This is a genomic window from Bdellovibrio sp. HCB209, assembly GCF_047306065.1.
In the GTDB taxonomy this organism is placed as follows: domain Bacteria; phylum Bdellovibrionota; class Bdellovibrionia; order Bdellovibrionales; family Bdellovibrionaceae; genus Bdellovibrio.
This window is the reverse complement of sequence record NZ_CP178618.1, coordinates 506,035-523,026: the sequence shown is the minus strand read 5'-3', so window position 1 is coordinate 523,026 and position 16,992 is coordinate 506,035. Positions and strand designations below refer to the sequence as shown.

The 16,992-nt window shown below is 45.1% G+C and carries 18 protein-coding genes; 3 read left to right on the top strand and 15 right to left on the bottom strand.

The window, feature by feature from the left end:
* Positions 1-136: 136 nt before the first annotated feature.
* A complete protein-coding gene (locus ACLVWP_RS02625; protein ID WP_413559886.1) occupies positions 137-421 on the top strand; it encodes a hypothetical protein in 285 nt (94 codons plus the stop codon).
* Positions 422-555: 134 nt separating this feature from the next.
* On the opposite strand, the gene ACLVWP_RS02620 is transcribed toward ACLVWP_RS02625, so the two are convergent.
* The 5 genes from ACLVWP_RS02620 to ACLVWP_RS02600 all read right to left on the bottom strand — a co-directional run bounded on the left by ACLVWP_RS02620 (position 556) and on the right by ACLVWP_RS02600 (position 4,910).
* Entirely contained in the window at positions 556-1,803 is a 1,248-nt protein-coding gene (locus ACLVWP_RS02620; protein ID WP_413559884.1) for an NAD(P)/FAD-dependent oxidoreductase, read from the bottom strand.
* A gap of 123 nt (positions 1,804-1,926) precedes the next feature.
* On the bottom strand, positions 1,927-2,706 hold the full coding sequence (locus ACLVWP_RS02615; protein ID WP_413559883.1) for a S1 family serine peptidase: 780 nt from the start codon (positions 2,704-2,706) through the stop codon (positions 1,927-1,929).
* Between the two features lie 126 nt (positions 2,707-2,832).
* Positions 2,833-3,657, bottom strand: coding sequence for a serine protease (locus tag ACLVWP_RS02610; protein WP_413559882.1), 825 nt, complete (start codon positions 3,655-3,657; stop codon positions 2,833-2,835).
* An 87-nt stretch (positions 3,658-3,744) separates the two neighbouring features.
* Positions 3,745-3,987 carry a hypothetical protein gene (locus ACLVWP_RS02605; protein ID WP_413559880.1) on the bottom strand — a complete coding sequence of 81 codons (243 nt, stop codon included), beginning with the start codon at positions 3,985-3,987 and terminating at the stop codon, positions 3,745-3,747.
* Positions 3,988-3,989: 2 nt separating this feature from the next.
* A complete protein-coding gene (locus ACLVWP_RS02600; protein WP_413559879.1) occupies positions 3,990-4,910 on the bottom strand; it encodes a DUF2802 domain-containing protein in 921 nt (306 codons plus the stop codon).
* Between the two features lie 169 nt (positions 4,911-5,079).
* Between ACLVWP_RS02600 and ACLVWP_RS02595 the strand changes: the two genes are divergently transcribed.
* Complete coding sequence (locus ACLVWP_RS02595) at positions 5,080-6,423, top strand: hypothetical protein (protein ID WP_413559877.1); 1,344 nt, start codon at positions 5,080-5,082, stop codon at positions 6,421-6,423.
* Positions 6,424-6,509: 86 nt separating this feature from the next.
* Here the strand turns inward: ACLVWP_RS02595 and ACLVWP_RS02590 are convergent, their stop codons facing one another.
* Positions 6,510-6,884: a hypothetical protein gene (locus ACLVWP_RS02590; protein ID WP_413559875.1), complete on the bottom strand. Its 375-nt coding sequence runs from the start codon at positions 6,882-6,884 to the stop codon at positions 6,510-6,512.
* 197 nt (positions 6,885-7,081) lie between these two features.
* On the opposite strand from ACLVWP_RS02590, the gene ACLVWP_RS02585 reads away from it, so the two are divergent.
* A complete protein-coding gene (locus tag ACLVWP_RS02585) occupies positions 7,082-8,062 on the top strand; it encodes a hypothetical protein (RefSeq protein WP_413559874.1) in 981 nt (326 codons plus the stop codon).
* On the opposite strand, the gene ACLVWP_RS02580 is transcribed toward ACLVWP_RS02585, so the two are convergent.
* The 9 genes from ACLVWP_RS02580 to ACLVWP_RS02540 form a co-directional block, all read right to left on the bottom strand.
* The gene (locus ACLVWP_RS02580; protein WP_413559872.1) at positions 8,059-9,261 is read right to left on the bottom strand and encodes a pyridoxal phosphate-dependent aminotransferase; all 1,203 of its coding nucleotides are present in this window, start codon (positions 9,259-9,261) and stop codon (positions 8,059-8,061) included. The two genes, ACLVWP_RS02585 and ACLVWP_RS02580, sit on opposite strands and share 4 nt — an antisense overlap.
* An 11-nt stretch (positions 9,262-9,272) precedes the next feature.
* Positions 9,273-9,755, bottom strand: a complete 483-nt coding sequence (gene coaD / locus ACLVWP_RS02575) for a pantetheine-phosphate adenylyltransferase (protein WP_413559871.1) — start codon at positions 9,753-9,755, stop codon at positions 9,273-9,275.
* Positions 9,748-10,341 carry a 16S rRNA (guanine(966)-N(2))-methyltransferase RsmD gene (gene rsmD / locus ACLVWP_RS02570; protein WP_413559869.1) on the bottom strand — a complete coding sequence of 198 codons (594 nt, stop codon included), beginning with the start codon at positions 10,339-10,341 and terminating at the stop codon, positions 9,748-9,750. Before rsmD ends, coaD begins: the two co-directional genes overlap by 8 nt.
* Complete coding sequence (locus ACLVWP_RS02565) at positions 10,338-10,691, bottom strand: response regulator (RefSeq protein ID WP_413559868.1); 354 nt, start codon at positions 10,689-10,691, stop codon at positions 10,338-10,340. Before ACLVWP_RS02565 ends, rsmD begins: the two co-directional genes overlap by 4 nt.
* 9 nt (positions 10,692-10,700) lie before the next feature.
* Positions 10,701-12,542, bottom strand: coding sequence for an ATP-binding protein (locus tag ACLVWP_RS02560; protein ID WP_413559867.1), 1,842 nt, complete (start codon positions 12,540-12,542; stop codon positions 10,701-10,703).
* 79 nt (positions 12,543-12,621) lie between these two features.
* Positions 12,622-13,302, bottom strand: a complete 681-nt coding sequence (locus ACLVWP_RS02555; RefSeq protein ID WP_413559866.1) for a hypothetical protein — start codon at positions 13,300-13,302, stop codon at positions 12,622-12,624.
* Positions 13,289-14,749, bottom strand: coding sequence for a glycosyltransferase family 9 protein (locus ACLVWP_RS02550; RefSeq protein ID WP_413559865.1), 1,461 nt, complete (start codon positions 14,747-14,749; stop codon positions 13,289-13,291). Before ACLVWP_RS02550 ends, ACLVWP_RS02555 begins: the two co-directional genes overlap by 14 nt.
* Positions 14,750-14,805: 56 nt before the next feature.
* On the bottom strand, positions 14,806-16,380 hold the full coding sequence (locus ACLVWP_RS02545) for a glycosyltransferase family 9 protein (protein ID WP_413559864.1): 1,575 nt from the start codon (positions 16,378-16,380) through the stop codon (positions 14,806-14,808).
* On the bottom strand, positions 16,381-16,992 hold the full coding sequence (locus ACLVWP_RS02540) for a hypothetical protein (protein ID WP_413559863.1): 612 nt from the start codon (positions 16,990-16,992) through the stop codon (positions 16,381-16,383).

Sequence of the window (16,992 nt, the reverse complement as noted above, 5' to 3'; positions counted from 1 at the left end):
CCTGTATTTATTAAAGAAATTCAATGGTTTAGTTCGGTCTTAGCAAAAACAAAACACAGGGCATCTGGCCATTTTCTGCTTGCATCAAAGCTTCGCTCTAATGTACAAGTTCTTAAAACCACTAGGGGATTTAAAAATGGCAGAAAAAGTTAAGCTCTCAAAAGACGGTAGCTCCATTGATTTCGTTCAGTCTGAAAGCTTGCCCACTTCTCTAAAAAAATTCCGCCAAAGCCCTGAAATCGAAGGTTTCTACCGCTTCGTATTCGAAAACGACCTTCAAAAAGAATCCTACGACATCTTGGATCGTATTATCCAACAACGTAAAATGAAAAAAGCAGACGCTAAAAAAGAAGCCGCTGCTGCCGCTAAAGAAGAAAAAGCAGCTGCTAAAAAAGTAGATGCTAAAGGCAAAAAGAAATAAATCTGAACCACAGATTGAATGAATAAAGGCTGGTCACACGATCGGCCTTTTTTTATTGGCGAGTAAGAATAAAAAAGCCCGGGATGACCGGGCTTTTTTTTGCTATGCGCGTTTCAAAAAGGGAACTGTTACCCTTAGAAACGGTTTGGAGCGAAGATTTCCAAATCGACGAATGGTTTCTTTTTGTCGATCAAATCCGCTACCAACAAGCCTGTACCAGCGCCTGATTGAAGACCCAACATTTGGTGACCTACCGCCAACATCAAGTTGGAGATCTTGTTGTGGTAACCAATCAAAGGCACGCCGTCTGGAGTACATGGACGAAGACCTGCCCACAACTCTTCCACTTGCAATTGCTCTGGAAGGTACAACAACTCTGAAGCGCCTTTTTTAATGTTGTTCACACGACGTTCAGTGATCGAGAAGTCTTGATCCACAAGTTCTAAAGTACCTGCAATACGAAGCGTGTTTTCACGCGGAGTGATTGCGATTTTCTTTTCGATGAACATGATTGGATACTTCGGTTGTTTTTCCAATTTAGGTACGATCATCGCGTAACCCTTACCACCCAAAATCGGAATTCTAAGTTGTAGAAGTTTCGCCAAATCTTTTGACCAGCTGCCCGTAGCAACAACGATCTCTTTGAATTTGATCTCACCTTGAGAAGTCATAACTTTGGTAACTTTACCGCCAGCAACTTCAAGATCCATCAATTCGCAGTTTTCGATGATCTCGCCACCGTTTGCGCGAATCTCTTCAGCCATTGCTTGTACCACTTGGAACGGCTCAGCCATAGCTTCCTGGTCAAAGTAAACACCACCCAACATTGGAGGACGGAACGCCGGTTCGAAAGCCATTAGCTCTTCGCCCGTCATTTGTTTACCAGTAACGCCAACACCTTTAACGTATTCAAGTTCTTCAACAGCAGCAGCAACACCTTCTTTAGTGCGCGAAACCATCAAAAGACCTTTTTGCTCGAAACGAGTTTTTGGATATTTCTCGCCCAGCTTTTTGTATTCTTCTAAAGATTTTTGCGAAAGAACAACCAAACCCTCAACCGCACGACGTGCTTGAGTTTCGTTCATCGCTTTCATGAAGTGGAACAACCAAGCAGCCAAATCCAAAGACAATGAAGGTTTGATGTGAAGAGGGCTGTTCGGATTCGCCAACCACTTCATGGATTTCAGGAACATACCTGGCATCGGCAAAGGCATCGAAAAGCAAGGAGTCATCCAACCTGCATTCCCGTAAGAGCAACCGCGACCTACAGTGCCTTTATCAATAACACAAACTTTGGCGCCACGACGTGAAAGTTCCGCAGCAACGGAAGTCCCGATAATACCGGCACCGACTACTAAAATATCGAATTCTTTGTTTTGCATAGGACTTAACAAATGTCCCTTTTTTAGGGGAAAAGCAAGTCCCTCCCACTGCCGCCATTGGGCATAAAAAAACCCGTGGCTTTTTTACCACGGGCTTCGATTTAATTGAGTTTAAAGCTCGGATTACTCAGCGATTGTCGTGTTAATCCAGTCAATTGCTGCATTGACTTTAGCATAAACGCCTGGGTAACCAGCGCGAGCGCAACCTTTACCCCAGCTTACTACACCAATAAGGTAAGTTTGGCCGTCATCTGCTTTAGCCACCAATGGACCACCAGAATCACCTTGGCAAGAGTCTTTACCACCAGTTGTGTAACCAGCGCAGATCATGCGGTCAGTGATTTTACCAGCGTAAGCTTTGTTACAAGCAGCTTGAGTAACCAATGGAACTTCAACTTTTTGCAATTTATCTGGAAGACCGTAGCTACCTTCTTTAGTTGCGCCCCAACCAGCAGTTGTAGACATAACTTGTGGACCGTCTTCAGAGATCGCGATTTCAGTCGTGTTCAATTCAACTGGAGTGTACTGAGAGTTGCCATCAAGTTGAATCAAAGCGTAGTCGAAATCTGTGCCGCCACCTGGGTAGCCAGCGTTCGCAACAACTTTAACTGGTTTGAAAGTTTCAACGTTTGTCGTGTCTTTTTGGCTCAAAAGACCGATTTTGATAGCTTTGATTGTAGAACCCTTCACACAGTGAGCTGCTGTCAAAACCCAGTTAGGCTTGATCAAAGAACCACCGCAGAAGTGACCGCCGTAAGAACCTTGTAGAGAAACGATGTATGGGAATTCGCCTGCAGCTGCTTCCTCGCCGCCAACGATTTTAGCGCCAACTTTTTGCGCTCCTTGAGAAACCGCACCCGTAAATACTAGACCTGCTACTAATAGGTAGTTCAAAACTTTCATGTCTGTGTCCTCTCTTTTTGAATCCTTCAAAAATAAATGTGCTTAGACATTGTTCAATTTTTTTGGATCGCCCTCAAAGGCTAGTTCCAAAATGGGTATTTTCTATCATTAAGTCTAGGGCCTCGACTAAGGTTTGGGTTGTGGCTCCTCTCCGGCCACTGTGGCCTTAATCCATTCAGTCACGGAGTTTACTTTCGCATAAACACCAGGGTAATTCGGCTCACCACAGCCCATTCCCCAACTCACAACTCCCGCTAACAATACTTTATTATCTGTTGTCTTAATAACCATCGGACCACCGCTGTCACCTTGGCAGGAATCTTTGCCGCCGGCTTCAAGGCCCGCGCAAATCATACGATCAGAAATTTCATAACCAAAGGGAGAGTAAACTTTGTTGCACGCAACTTGCGGAACCAACGGCACATCTACTTTATTTAAAATATCCGGAGTCTCGCCGTTAGAGCGCAAAGTTCCCCAGCCTGCGACTGTCGTCACAATTTTAGGAGCTGTTGGTTCCGTCGGAATTTGAATTTCCAACTCATTGATCGCCACAGGTTCGATCGCAGATTCCTCTGCCAACTCAATCAGGGCAAAGTCATAGTCATTTGAAAAATACGGTTTCTTGGGATGAGGGATGACTCTCGCTGGAGCATGAACTTCCGCACCACGCTCGTCAGTCATTTGATACAAACCTACGATCACCAACTCAGGTTTTGAATACTTAAAGCAGTGAGCCGCCGTCAGCACCCATTTCTTATGAATCAAACTGCCACCACAGAAAGCATCGCCCTCTTTCGTTTGAATAGAAACGATCCACGGGAATTCTCCGCGAGCGGCCTCCACACCACCGACGATATTGTGGTTCAACTTTTCATTGAGAGATGTAAATGAATAGGCGGAGTGGCTTGTCACCAATAGGCCTAATAGCAAAAGACTCTGGAACGCTCGCATATCTTCCCCTTGCATGGCTGAGACCGAACGATAATTCCATTTTTCTCCTGAGACATTGAGCTCGCAACGAACTCAAGGTCTTGGATTTCAAATTACACGTTCGAATTTAATTAAGTTGGGATCAAAAATTTGGAATTCGAGAGGATCAGTGCATTTCACCTGAAGGCGAACGCTTTGACCTTTCTCCATAGGTTGGCCGGTATGATTGACGATTCTTAAAAGACTGCCTTGAAAGTTACAAAGGACATCGACGCCCGATTGTTTTTCTTCAACAACCGAGTGAAGGATCTGCCCTTTGGTCAAAGATTTCAAGAAAGCTTGAGTCGCCACTATTAATCCAGGTCTTTCACCATATCAATACGGCGGAATTCAACGGGACGGATATTAGGACCCGTCGCAGATTTCGCAGCCGCAGCTGGTTTTGCCGCAGGAGCCGCTTTGATATTTGTCACAGCTGTTGGCGTTGTTGGTGTCGGCTTTTCACCCAAGAAATTCTGGGCGATATTTTGAGTCACATCAAAGATGCTCGGTGCTTTTTCAGCAGCGATCTCTTCGTCTTCGACTTCTTGGCAAGCTGCTTTGAAAGCGTCGCCCAATTTTTTCATCGCATCATTTTCAGTCTTAGGAACTTCAAAAACAGAACTGATATCAGAGCCTGCTCTTTGCAATGGTTGCATAAAGCTGATGTTATCCACGTCGCTGAAATCTTGAGATGAACTCTCTGACTCTTCCGCCTCTTCGTTTGCCCATTCAGGCAAACTGTCTTCACAGAACATAAGTTGGTCTTTATTCACCTTCGCGATGAACTCAATTTCGCCACGCGAAAGATCAACTTGTGCAGCAATTTCATCAGCGCTCAAACCTTGGTGAGCCAAGCGAGCTGCTTTGACATATTTAATAGTATTCTGGCGTTCCACAATTTCAGTATGCGGGATACGGTCTTGGAAGATCTTTGCGACTTCTAAAGACTTCTGCATGCTTTGATCGATCTTAGCGATCTGTTTTTCTGACGCCTGAATTTTGGATTGGATATCTTTTACTTTTTGCTCAAGCAACGCAGTTAATTGATTTACTTGAGTTTCTGTACGATCAGATAAGTCCTCAAGAACCGCAATTTTACTTTGTAAGAGCTGCAAACCTTTGCTCAAGCGGGGATCGTCTTTGGCTGGACGGTTCATACGAACCCAGACACCAATAATTCCGGCTAAAAGAATAACGTTCACCAACAATTGAGTTAAAAACCAAAAGCTCACCACGCCTCCTGATAATCTGACAGCGGCAACATGGATTTAATTCTACGATTCACTGGACGGTCCCACAATGAGACGAAGGTCTGGTTTGTCTCAAACCCAGACTGGACTTGGTAAATTTTGAGACGAAGTCGCTTCCTGTGCTATTCTGGGCCAAAGGGGAAATGGAAGTATGTTTTTGTCTCTACGTAATAAGGCAACTCTTTTGCCAATTCTGTTGTTGGGCCTAGCGGCTTGCAGCCCAGTGCAATTCGACTCACCTTCAGTGAAAACTTCTGCGTCTCCGTCACCGAGTCCTACAACGACTCCGACTACTACACCGACGACAACGCCGACAACGACACCTACTACTACGCCAACAACAACGCCGACGACGACTCCCACAACGACGCCAACAACAACGCCGACGACGACTCCCACAACGACGCCAACTACTACACCTACGACAACGCCAACGCCGACTCGTGATGTAACTTACAGCAGCACTGTTGAGGCTTCGAATAATAAACTAGATGTCGTCCTTATTGTCGATGACTCGAACTCTATGCTTGCAGACAACCAAAAGTTGGCAGCAAAACTTTCAAGCTTCGTTTCTACTTTGCAGTCGACGAAAAATCTTGATTGGCAAATGTGCGTAACGGTCACTCGTTTCTTGGGCACTAAAGAAGCTCCAATCTGGGGTTCTTCTATTTACTGGCAATCAAATTCTGCTGCTCCTTCAACAAGCTTGGGCTTGGTTCTAAAAAGAGGCACAGCGAATCTTTCAACGATCTTTACTCAAACGATCAATTATATTGGTGCAGGTTGGGCAAACTCGAATGATGAGCGTGCGATCAAAGCCGCTTACCACCACGTTTACAATGGTGACTACAAGTACTCTAACGCCAGCGGTTGCTACCGTTCAGATGCAGCGATTGCTTATATCATTATCTCTGACGAAGACGAACGCAGTATCGGTGGCGACATCAGCCAAAAATACTACCAAGATGAATATCAACCTCTTGAAGACGCCGACAAACCACAAGTCTTCGTAGACTACGTGAAATCAACTTTCGGTGCTAACAAACGTTTCACAGTGAACTCGATCATCGTAAAACCAGGCGACTCTGCTTGTATGGCGACTCAGGACGCTGGTGGAGCAGCTAAGTCTCACTACGGCGTTCAATACGCGGCTCTGTCTAATCTAACTGGTGGTGGTATCGGTAGCATTTGTGCTGCGGACTTCGGTACGACGTTGAATCTATTCATCGATAAGATCGTAGACTCTTTGAATAAGGTAAATTTGGAATGTACTCCGGTGGGAACTCCGGTTGTTAAAATCACTCCAACGATGTCGACTTTAAGCTACCGTGTGGAAGGTATGAGTATCGTGTTTGATACAGCAGTTCCAGCGGGCAGCAAAATCGAAATCACTTATAAGTGTGATGCCACTCGCTCGCCAAGCTCAGTGGATGCTCCACAAGCTGAAGTTGGCTTCTTTACGAAGGTCATGAACTTCTTCAAAAATCTGTTCTAAGAAAATAACAAAGTCTAAAAACTAAAAACCCTGCTCTCACAAGCAGGGTTTTTTTGATTACTGCGACGAAGTCGGAGTGCAAGCATTTACTGGCATTTCAAAGCTGCGATCAAATCGCCAGCATCAACATAAGCCATGTCCTCGCCACCGGCGAAAAACGCTGTGCTGTAGATTCCTCTAACAACCAATTTAGTAAGACCATTTTTATTCGCTAGAAGACCATCCACTGTGATGCCTTCAAGTTCGTAAGCCATACCTTCTTGGAAAACGACCTTTACGCCCGGGATGATTTGCTCACCGTACTTAGCGTAGTCACGTGCATTCATCGCATATTTCACGCTTACTGAGTTTTCCTTTTGTTCCAATTGAAGGTTCATACGATCTGTTACAGCGACACACTTAGTCGCCGCAGAAGCTGCTGTGGAAGCCAAAAGAACCGCGCCGATGATGAATGCTTTCATTGAATTCTCCTTTAAAAATCCAAACTTAGCGCTGCTGGAGGCGTTCTTCAAGTGACCAGCTAGAAATGTAGGAATTTCATGGTTCATTAAGTTTAGATTAAATATTCCAGTCGGCCTCATTTTTTGCCCATCTAAGAATAGACAAACACTCCAAGCTTTGGGATACGTCACGAACTTCAAAACAGGGGAAATTTTACATGAGAATTTGGGGCTTCTTAGTAATCGCAATCTGTGTACTGCAAGTTAATGCTTTCGCTGCTGACGATTGCTCAACAGTTGATGTGCGTGACAGCCTCCCTGCTGATGTAAAGACGTTCATGACAACTCCTTCTGACCAAGGTGACATCGGTTGGTGCTATGGCTACACGGCTGCCGATATCGTAAGCCAAGCTGTGGGCACTCCGGTCTCTGCTCTCCATTTGTCAGCCTTCTATGCGAGTGAAGTAACCATGCTGGGTAAAATCGGCCGTGGCGTTGTTAACAAAACAACAACTCCTGAAGGTGGCTTCGTTAGTATCGCCGTTCGCAAAATGAATGAGTTGGGTCACGTTTGCCGCGAAAGCGACATCCCATCTGAAGGCACTAAGAAAGTTCAAATCACATCACAAACAACAGTTCACAATGGCATGGCTTATTTGATGAACCGTATGAAAGATGTGCGTAAAGGTCGTTGCACTGGGCTATGCGAAATTTCTTTCAATCAATTGGTAGAGGGATTCTTCCCCGCAGTTCCTCCGCAAACGATCAAAAACTATCTTCTTGCTCATCGTAATGTGAGCCTTGAAGACGTCGTATTCAATTTCTTGGATTCATCTTGCAGAAGCAAATCCATCGATCTTCGTAACGATTTGAACTACAAAACTTGGGGCAAGAAAACTCACCCATTTGAATCCATCAACGATCAAATCGATTGGTTATTAAACCGTCGTAAATTGATCTCTATGGAATACGATGCTTCTGAAATCACAGATGTCGGTGGTATTTTTGGTGCAGGTCATGCATCCACAATCGTGGGTCGCAAAAAAGTCGGCAACGCTTGCTACTATATGGTTCGTAACTCTTGGGGCACATCTTGCGACTATCGCAAAGGTGTCATCTGCTTGAAAGAACAAGGCTCATACCTTGTTCACGAAAAAACGATGAAAAGCATGGCTAAAAAGCTGATCTGGATCGACTAAGAAAGATTCCCTACGAAATCCTTCATGCGCACAACAGCTCGCTTCATTGTTTCTTCTGAAACAGCAAAGCTTAAGCGCATGAAGCCGTCCATTCCGCACTCCACACCTGGCACTGTTGCCACAAAGAATTTCTCCAATAAAATATCGCAGAAATCTTTCGATGTTCTGATCAACTGACCATCGTACATTTTACCGATGCAGGCTTTGATATCCACCCAGAAATAAAATGCGCCATCAGGCTCAGATACTTTGAATCCCGGCACCGAACGCAGCTCTGCAAGACCGGAGTCTTTGCGACTCACTAACTTTTTAACCACTTGCTCGATATCAGGCTCGCACTGCTCAATCGCTTTAAGGGCTGCATGCTGAGAGATACTTGATGGAGATCCCGTCGCCTGGCTTTGATAGTCCGCCATCGCCGTGATCAGTTTTTCAGGACCTGCGGCCCAACCGATTCTCCAGCCCGTCATAGAATAAGCTTTGGAACCACCGTTGACGGCCAGAGTGCGATCTTTCAAATCAGGAGCAACCTGCAAGATATGCGGAGCCACTTTGCTGCCGTCAAAGACCAAGCGGTTGTACATGTCATCGGAGATGATCGCGACCTGAGGATGCTTTCTTAAAACCTCTGCCAATGCCTTCAACTCGTCAGCTGTGTACAGCAGACTTGTTGGATTGCTTGGAGAGCAGAACAACAAAGCTTTGGTTTTTGCATTGATTGCGTTTTCTAAAAGTTCCGGAGTGATTTTATAGTTCTCTTGTTCGCCACACTCGATGATACGAGGAACACCATCTGCCAGCTCCACCATCATCGGATAGCTTACCCAGTAGGGCGCACCAATGATAACTTCGTCACCTGGCGAGCACAGCATTTGAAGTGCCGCAAAGATAATGAATTTAGCCCCTGAAGCCACCGTGATTTCTTTGGTGGAGTAGGCTTGGTCGATTTCAAATTTATACTTTTTTGCGATCATCTGGCGCAGTTCAACGGTACCGTTGGCTGCCGTGTACTTAGTGATGTTTTTTTCGATCGCTTCGATACCCGCTTTGCTTGGAACCTCAAAAGTCGGCCAGTCAGGCTCCCCCACCGTCAAAGAGATCACATCGTGTCCCTGAGAAGCTAATTCCTTGGCTTTAGCCACCAGGAATAAGGTTGGAGAAGTTTTCAAATTCTGGGCGCGCTTGGAAAGTTGCAACATGCGAAAACGTCCTACTTTTTAAGTTTCTTAATAATCGCCTCTTTAACCACGTCAGGAACAAATCCTTTTAGATCGCCACCATTCACTGCTAATTCTTTCACACCACGAGATGAGATATAGTAAAACTCAGGGCTTGCGAACATCAGCAGGGTCTCGATTTCTGGAGCAATCTTTTTGTTGATCTGAGCCATCGTCAGCTCGTATTCAAAATCAACAACGGCGCGCAGACCACGGATGATGACTTGCGCTTTGTTCTTTTTCATATAATCAACGGTCAAACCTTCAAAAAAATCCACGCGCACATTTTTAAGGTGCGACAAAGATTTTTCGATCAATTCTTTTCTTTCCTGAGCATCGAACATGCTTTGCTTCTGAGAGGACTGAGCCACCAAGATCACAATTTCAGAATAAAGAGGCGACACGCGATTGATGATATCAACATGGCCCATTGTGATGGGATCAAAGCTGCCAGGATAAACTGCGATTCTATTCATTATCAGTTTCCTCTTCTTGGGAGTCTTCCTCGAGTGCACTTTCGTGACAGAACATACTTAAGATCTTATCACCGTATTCATTTTTACTATAACGAACCAACTGACCATAACGATCTTCCATGCGCTCTTTACGCTCAGATTCAATCGCCATCACCGTGTGCGCACCGAACGCAGCACTGCCACTCGCGGCTTCAACTACGAAGTGGGCCATTTTTTCAGTGAATGGAGGGTCTGCGAAAATGATATCAAACGGCTCGCCCTCGTAGGATTTTAAAAATGCAATCACGTCCATACAAATCACTTTGTAGGAATTTGCAGGAATTTTTAGTTTTTCAAAATTCTGACGAGTGATAGTTAACGACTTCGGATTTTTCTCTACGAATGTGCAAAAGCTAGCATCGCGAGAAAGAGCTTCGATACCCAGATTACCTGTGCCGCAAAACAAGTCGGCAACATTAGCGCCGTCCATTTGGAACTGAAGCTTATTGAAAATAGTTTCTTTTACGCGATCTGTGGTTGGACGAATATGGTCTGCTTTAAATGCAACCAACTGATGACCACGATATTTTCCGGCGATAATTCTCATGACAACAAATCCTCGGCCATTTTCACAATTGCAAAAATATCTTCAAACGGTTTCGGTACAAACATTTCAGCACCCATTTGCAGGGCTGTCTCCATGTTGTGCTCTCCGGCAAAGGCTGACATCAAAATCACTTTGCCCGAACGATCTGTACCAATTTCCTTAAGGACCTCGGGGCCGGTCAAACCTGGCATCAAGACATCCAGAAATACTAAATCTGGAGTCGACTTGCGCCATTGCTCTAGTCCCTCTGTTCCGTTTTCGGCTTCGATGACTTCGTGTCCTTTAGCGCGAAAAGCGCGAGACAAAGAACGACGAACCAATGTCTCATCATCAACGATCAATACCTTCACAAACAATCCTTACTTACAAGGCAGAGTAATCACAAACCGGGCACCCTGCGGTTGCGCCGATTGATACGTGATACTGCCCCCAAATTTCTCTATGACCGACTTAGACATACTTAACCCAAGACCGGTTCCGTGTCCTTCTTTTTTTGTCGTGAAGAATGGCTCGAAAATACGTTTTTGAATTTCTTCAGGAACTCCTGGCCCCGTGTCCTCAATCTCCAAAACCACCTGATTTCCAGAGTGGTGCGAAGTTATTCTTAAACGACCTGGGTCCTTCATCGCCTGACACGCATTGTTCACCAGATTAAACACAACCTGTTGAATAAGGTGAGGCTCCACGTGCACAGTTTTGTCTATGCTCTGCAACGAAACTTCCAAGCGGTGAGTTCGCAAAGCTGACTTCAACATCGGCAAGGTTCTTTCCACGATCTCGTCGACCGAAATATCCTCTGCCGGTTGATCCTCTCCCTTAGAGAAGTCCAAAAGATTCTTAATAATACGCTGCGAGCGAGTCGCTGCCTTTTCGATCTCAATCAGATCCGAGTACAGATTTGTGTTTTTATCCGCCTCTTGCAGTAAGACCTGACTCAAGGAACGAAGCCCCGTTAGAGGATTGTTCAGCTCATGGGCGATATTTCCAGCAAGCATACCGATCGCACCCATCTTTTCATTCTGCAACATTCGCAAGTACAGCTCGCGAGACTGAGTGATATCCACATATTGATTCACAACATTCGTGGCCTTACCACCATGATCCAAAACCACCGGATAGCTGTGAACTTGATAGATTCTGTTATCGACTTGGATTTGCCCTGTATGCGGTTGCCCATCAGCCAAGGCCTGAGCCGCCGGGGATGCTTCGCAAACATGTCGCTTGTCAGAAAAACGATCCGCAAATTTTTTATTGGCGCGGATCACGTTGTAATCCATATCGACGATAGCGATAGGATCTCTCATCCCGTCGAAGGTTTTCTCCCAGCGATACGAGAACGCAGAAAGCTGACTTTCCAATAAAACCCTATCCAGGGTCATACTCAACGGACGCATGCGATCATTTACGAATTCCACGAACGGAGGCATTTCTTTATCGTTCAATGAATTTTCGATACACAAAATCGCTTCGCCATTGCCGCCCATCAAATGATTGGTCAAACGAAGCTCCAAAGGGACCACGTATGTTTTCGCGAAAGGACGACCAAAATGATTTGCCAAATGACGGATCAAGTCCGCCGCAGGTACTTGTGCATTCTTAGGAAATTCGAAATGCGTTGAGGATTCTGACTGAGTCATTGCGCCTAGCTGAAAGCTGATAAAGTGGGTCTTGGCGTTATCGATGCGATAAACCAGAATCGGGTCACCGATCTTATGGAACTTACGAAGTTCCTTACGAATGATTCCTAAAACATCCTCGAACGAATTTTGATTGGCGAGATCCTTAATCAAGCGAACCAAGTTTCTTTCGCGGTTCAGTTTATCGCTTTCCTCTTTGTGCGACATCTCGATGTACTGTGTACGTTCATCAACCAATCCCTCCAGGGAGTGAGTTAATGCTTCGAGCTCTTTATTCTGTGATGAGGATTCACGCAAAAGCAGTGACCGAGACAAATAAGTCGCATGCTTTTGCAAAGCATCTTCCAGCTGCTGCCAGATTTCCCGTTCAGCCAAAGGCCAACGGATAAAGCGGAAGACTTGGGCTTGGTTGATACCCTGTCTGACTTTTTCTTCAGTCAGTTCATTGGAAATATAGAATCTTGGAGCCATCGGTTGCAGATGACGAGCTTGAATCAACAGCTCGAAGGCCTCATTGGTGCCATCGTCCTGGACTAAGATCGAGGAAAATTTCTGATTCTGCAAAAGAGAACGGGCCTCTTGAAACGAAGCCCGCAGAATAATCTCGACTTCCCGTTTCTGGAACGGGAAGTATTGGGGCAGCCTAATTGGCGATACGTTTCCAACCCACAGGATTGGATCTATCTTGTTCGGATTTGATTGTTCCGCTGCTGTCCCCATTGAGTGCCTTCTCCAAGTACTGCAAGTGCTCTTTCCACATTTGCAGGACGTTGTTTAGATCATACTCTAGGACATCCGCTAAAAGAACAAAATCCTTATTTTCCAAAGCAGCTAATGCCTCAGTCACCGTTGTTTTACTTTGATCTTCAGCTTTAGCCCAATTAACTGGACTCGCCACCATATGGCGGTCGCCCACGATCACTTTCAGTGACATCACACTGTCGATCAAATACTCACAATTAGTAACCAAGTCATGGATCGGTTTTAGCAAACCACTGAAGCCTTGCGCACGCATGCGCTTAGAAAGACTTTCAGTTTTGTCCATAAGCTCTGGCAAAGAATCAATCCACGCACGTAAAACATCAAGAACCAGGTCATTGCTGTTTTCCGTCATGTACTCCAATGTTTCCACATCCGTCAGTGGAACAGAGCCAAAGCGTGCTTCGTCAGACTCCTTAATTTCCATTCCATTTACGATAAATCTGCAAACCACCGCATTGGTGTCGCGCAGATCGTTTTCGATATCTTCGAAAACACGAGATAGAACAGTTTCAGTTTGATAGAAATTGCGTAATTGTTCGCCTGTTACCTTAAAGCGTTCCATCTTTTGCCTCCACAGTCGTGACTTTCTCTTCACGAGGAACATAAACACGAAGATGGCGCTTAAAACGCTCATGGACACTCAAAGTTGCGGCAATAATCTCTTCTTGTGTGCCTGGAGCCACACGGATCTTCTCCGCATGATACCAGTCAATCATAGGACGCAACTCAGGGACCAATCGGCTAATGGATTTAATAACATCCTCGCCACCTTCAATAAAAGGCGTTACGGCCTGAACACCCTTCTCTGGGATTAGAGCAAACTGGCTCATCATGAAATCGTTGATTTCATCAAGTTTCATAGCTCCTTCAATAATATCAATACGATCGGCAATTGGATATTCACCACCCAAGTACATGGCTTGAACCAAGTTCCATGCAAACTCTTGCTCTGCAGATTCCTGCTTGGCATAGCTTACAAGGCCCGAAGTACGCATGATCAAATCAGGATCAGCGTGACCTTCCAATAGTTGTGCAACGATTTCACCAATGCGCTCTGGAACGATCTCTTGGCCTTCTTCAACTCTGTAAATCAAACCTAGAGTTGCTTTCGGACCTGTCTCCCAGAAGTTCACATTACCCACACTGATATTCAATGTCGGAGTGTCCGTTAAAGACGCCATATGAATAGGCGCGCTGTCACAACCAATCAAAAGCTCTGAACGCTTCAAGATCGTGAACAACTGATACATGCGAGTTTTACCAACCAAGTTTACGATGTTGGCATTCGGCGCACGTGCGATAATTTCTTCAGCAATCTCTGCTTCATTCGGAGCGCCAATCAAAACGATCGGCATGTTTTCGTAACGACGAGCAAAGTAATCCACCATACGGCCCCAGGCTTCGCCTGTTAGAGCTTTATGTTTTTCACTCGCACCTACGTGAATCGTCAAATAAAGTTGCGGCAATTCAAGATCGATATCTGGCAGTACCGGAGCTTCCCAATCTTGCTCTGTATATTCAGTGCCAATCAATGAGGCAAAGATATCAGCCACATGCACGCGATTAGGTTTATTGATACCCACTTGTGCATAGAAATAAGAACTTACTTCATCAGCTACGCAGAAGTAACCATCTCTAAAACGCGTGTAACCAAACACTTGAGTCTTAGGAACCGTCAATGAATGCGTCAGATAGCTTGAGAACGGCGAAAACGTCAGATTGATAATCTGATCGTACTCTTCAGCACGAACCGTTTCCACGAACTCTTCCATGCGATTCAAAGATTCTTCAGTGTTGCCATTTTCATTGATAAGAGGCGAAAGAATATGACCGCTTTGCAAAGTGATATGCTTATCAATAGCCGTCAAACCTTCAACCGCGCCCTCAAAACGGGGGCGAGTCATGAAATGGATCTCAGCATCAGGATACATACGGCGAACCGCACGCACTGCCGGCCAAGTCATGAAAATGTCACCCAATCTAGCGAGTTGCAGAATAAGAATTTTCATCTTTAATTTGTTCCTTTGCTAGTTCAGCAACAAGTTTGATTGTCTCTGCTTCTTGATTATAGGGCTGCGTCTTCACGATCTCTTGATACGCTTGCTCTAGCTTCTTCAAAGCCATCGATAGATAATTGTCCAATTCCTGCTGCATAATAGGCCCCTTCCTTGAGAACTATCTCTAAAGAGTGAATGAACTGACCTCGCGATTGCAAAAGTTGTTGAACTTCTGCCAGAGCCCCCTGCATTTTCTCATGAAACTGCAACGTACTGGAAAAGCGAGTCATCAGAGTGTCCACGACAGCTTGGAAAAATCCTGCCGTGTCTTTTTTTGTTTTAATAATTTCTTGAGTCATCAGGATAAAGTCTCCGATATCCTGACTTTTTAGTTGCGCCTTGTTCACCAACTCTTCGCGACGTGGAAACGACGCTTGAAGGGCCTTTGACCAAGACTCAAACTGAGTTTGCTCATCGCGAGCCATCTGTAAAATCTGACGAAGTGATTCTCTGGAATATGTCTCTGCAAACTTCAGTGCGGTACTTGCATATCCCATCGCCGAATGATTCGTCTGACCATCTAAATACAAACCCCATGCCGTCCCGTCGATATCTCTGACGGAGACAGAAGCTGTTTCTGTTTTTTTACTAAGTTTATCCCAAACAGCTGTAAACACTTGATCTACAGTGATGCTTTCCGCACAGATTTGGGATTTCTGCGTGCACGAACTTGAATGAGTGCACGGAGCACATGCCGTATTAGCGCGCAGAATTTGCGTGGCTTCCGAAAAGGCCGCCGTTTTCGTCCAGTCGCTGCTGCCCAAAACAAGTTCAACAGTGGGAATGCCCATTTGACCCGCCAAATGCTTAATGCTGGTATCACCAGTCACTAGCAGACAAGCCTCTTGTAATTTTAGTTTTGCCCCCGCCAGATCACAGATAATCAAATCTGAATCGGCAAAGTGCTGAGCCAGTGCCTCTCTTTCGAAAGGAGCCCCTAAGATTTTAACTTTATAATCGACCAAAGAACTTTCGATCGTCTCTTTCAATTTCTTGAAAGCCGGCAATCCCCAGTTTTTCTTTGCGTCACTTGTCAGACACTGGAATAAAACCAGTTTTGACTTTTCTGGTATTGCCGCTGCCGATTTATTTGCAGCAAGACCGAAAGCACCACCCAACAATTCCACATAGTGGAATAAAGAAGGCTGACTTCCTGAAAAGCGATCATTGAAATAACGCAGCCAAGGATTTTCCAATCCTTGGAATTTTGTTTCAGCATGGTGAAGACCATGCTTCTGCGGAATCTGTAAAGATCCCAACAGATAAGCCGAAAGCTTATTGTGTGTGAAATTATATACCTGCTGATAGCCCTCAGAGTTTAAATCAGCAACCAAGTCACTCAATTGCTGATGGGACCACAACATATTATAGTTCGCCTCGCCCAAGCCCTTTTGCAAAGACTCACGGTCAAAATAGAAATACTTATCAACCAATGCGCCCAACAGGCCTTCAACCTGAGCGAACTGCGAATTGATTAATAAGTGAATCTGCGCATGAGGATGCTTTTCACGCAGAGCCTTAAGCAAAGGCTGCTGCTGAATAATATCCCCTAAGCGTAATAACGAGACGACCAATATTTTCATCTATTTTACCAGTTCACCCAACATACGGAAGATTTGCTTTTTTTCTTCCGCTACTTGAGATGATTCAACCACAGGCAAGATATCCTTGATTGAAAGAAGAGTTGTGTTTTGGAAATACAAAGACTTCATATTCATTTGCAAATCTTCAAGATGGTATCTTACCGCCTCAACAGAACGACCCGTCAAATGACCGAAGAATTGAGAGAACAATTGTGTTTGCTGTCCCCATGCTTCTCTGAAAGAAACAACATAGGCGCGATCTGCAACCACAGATGCGTAGATATCATTTTTCATCAAATCCTGAACATTATCTGCGATAACCACATTTACACGGTCTGCCAACTCAGGAAATTGAGATCTGAAAACTGGAACCAAAGCATCACGCGAATCTACAACCGTGATTTGAATGTCTTGATCCATATCGGCCAAAGCTTCAACGTGAAATCCAGAGCCCAAGCCCACGATAACTACGTGAGATGACGGAACAGGACCCAACGAGTAAGTCCATTTCAATGCCTCTTGGCGTGGAGATTGAACAGAAGCCAATTCAGTACCCTCTTCGAATGCAACTAAAGAGGATTCATGGTTTTCAGAGAAAGTGATGATGGACAT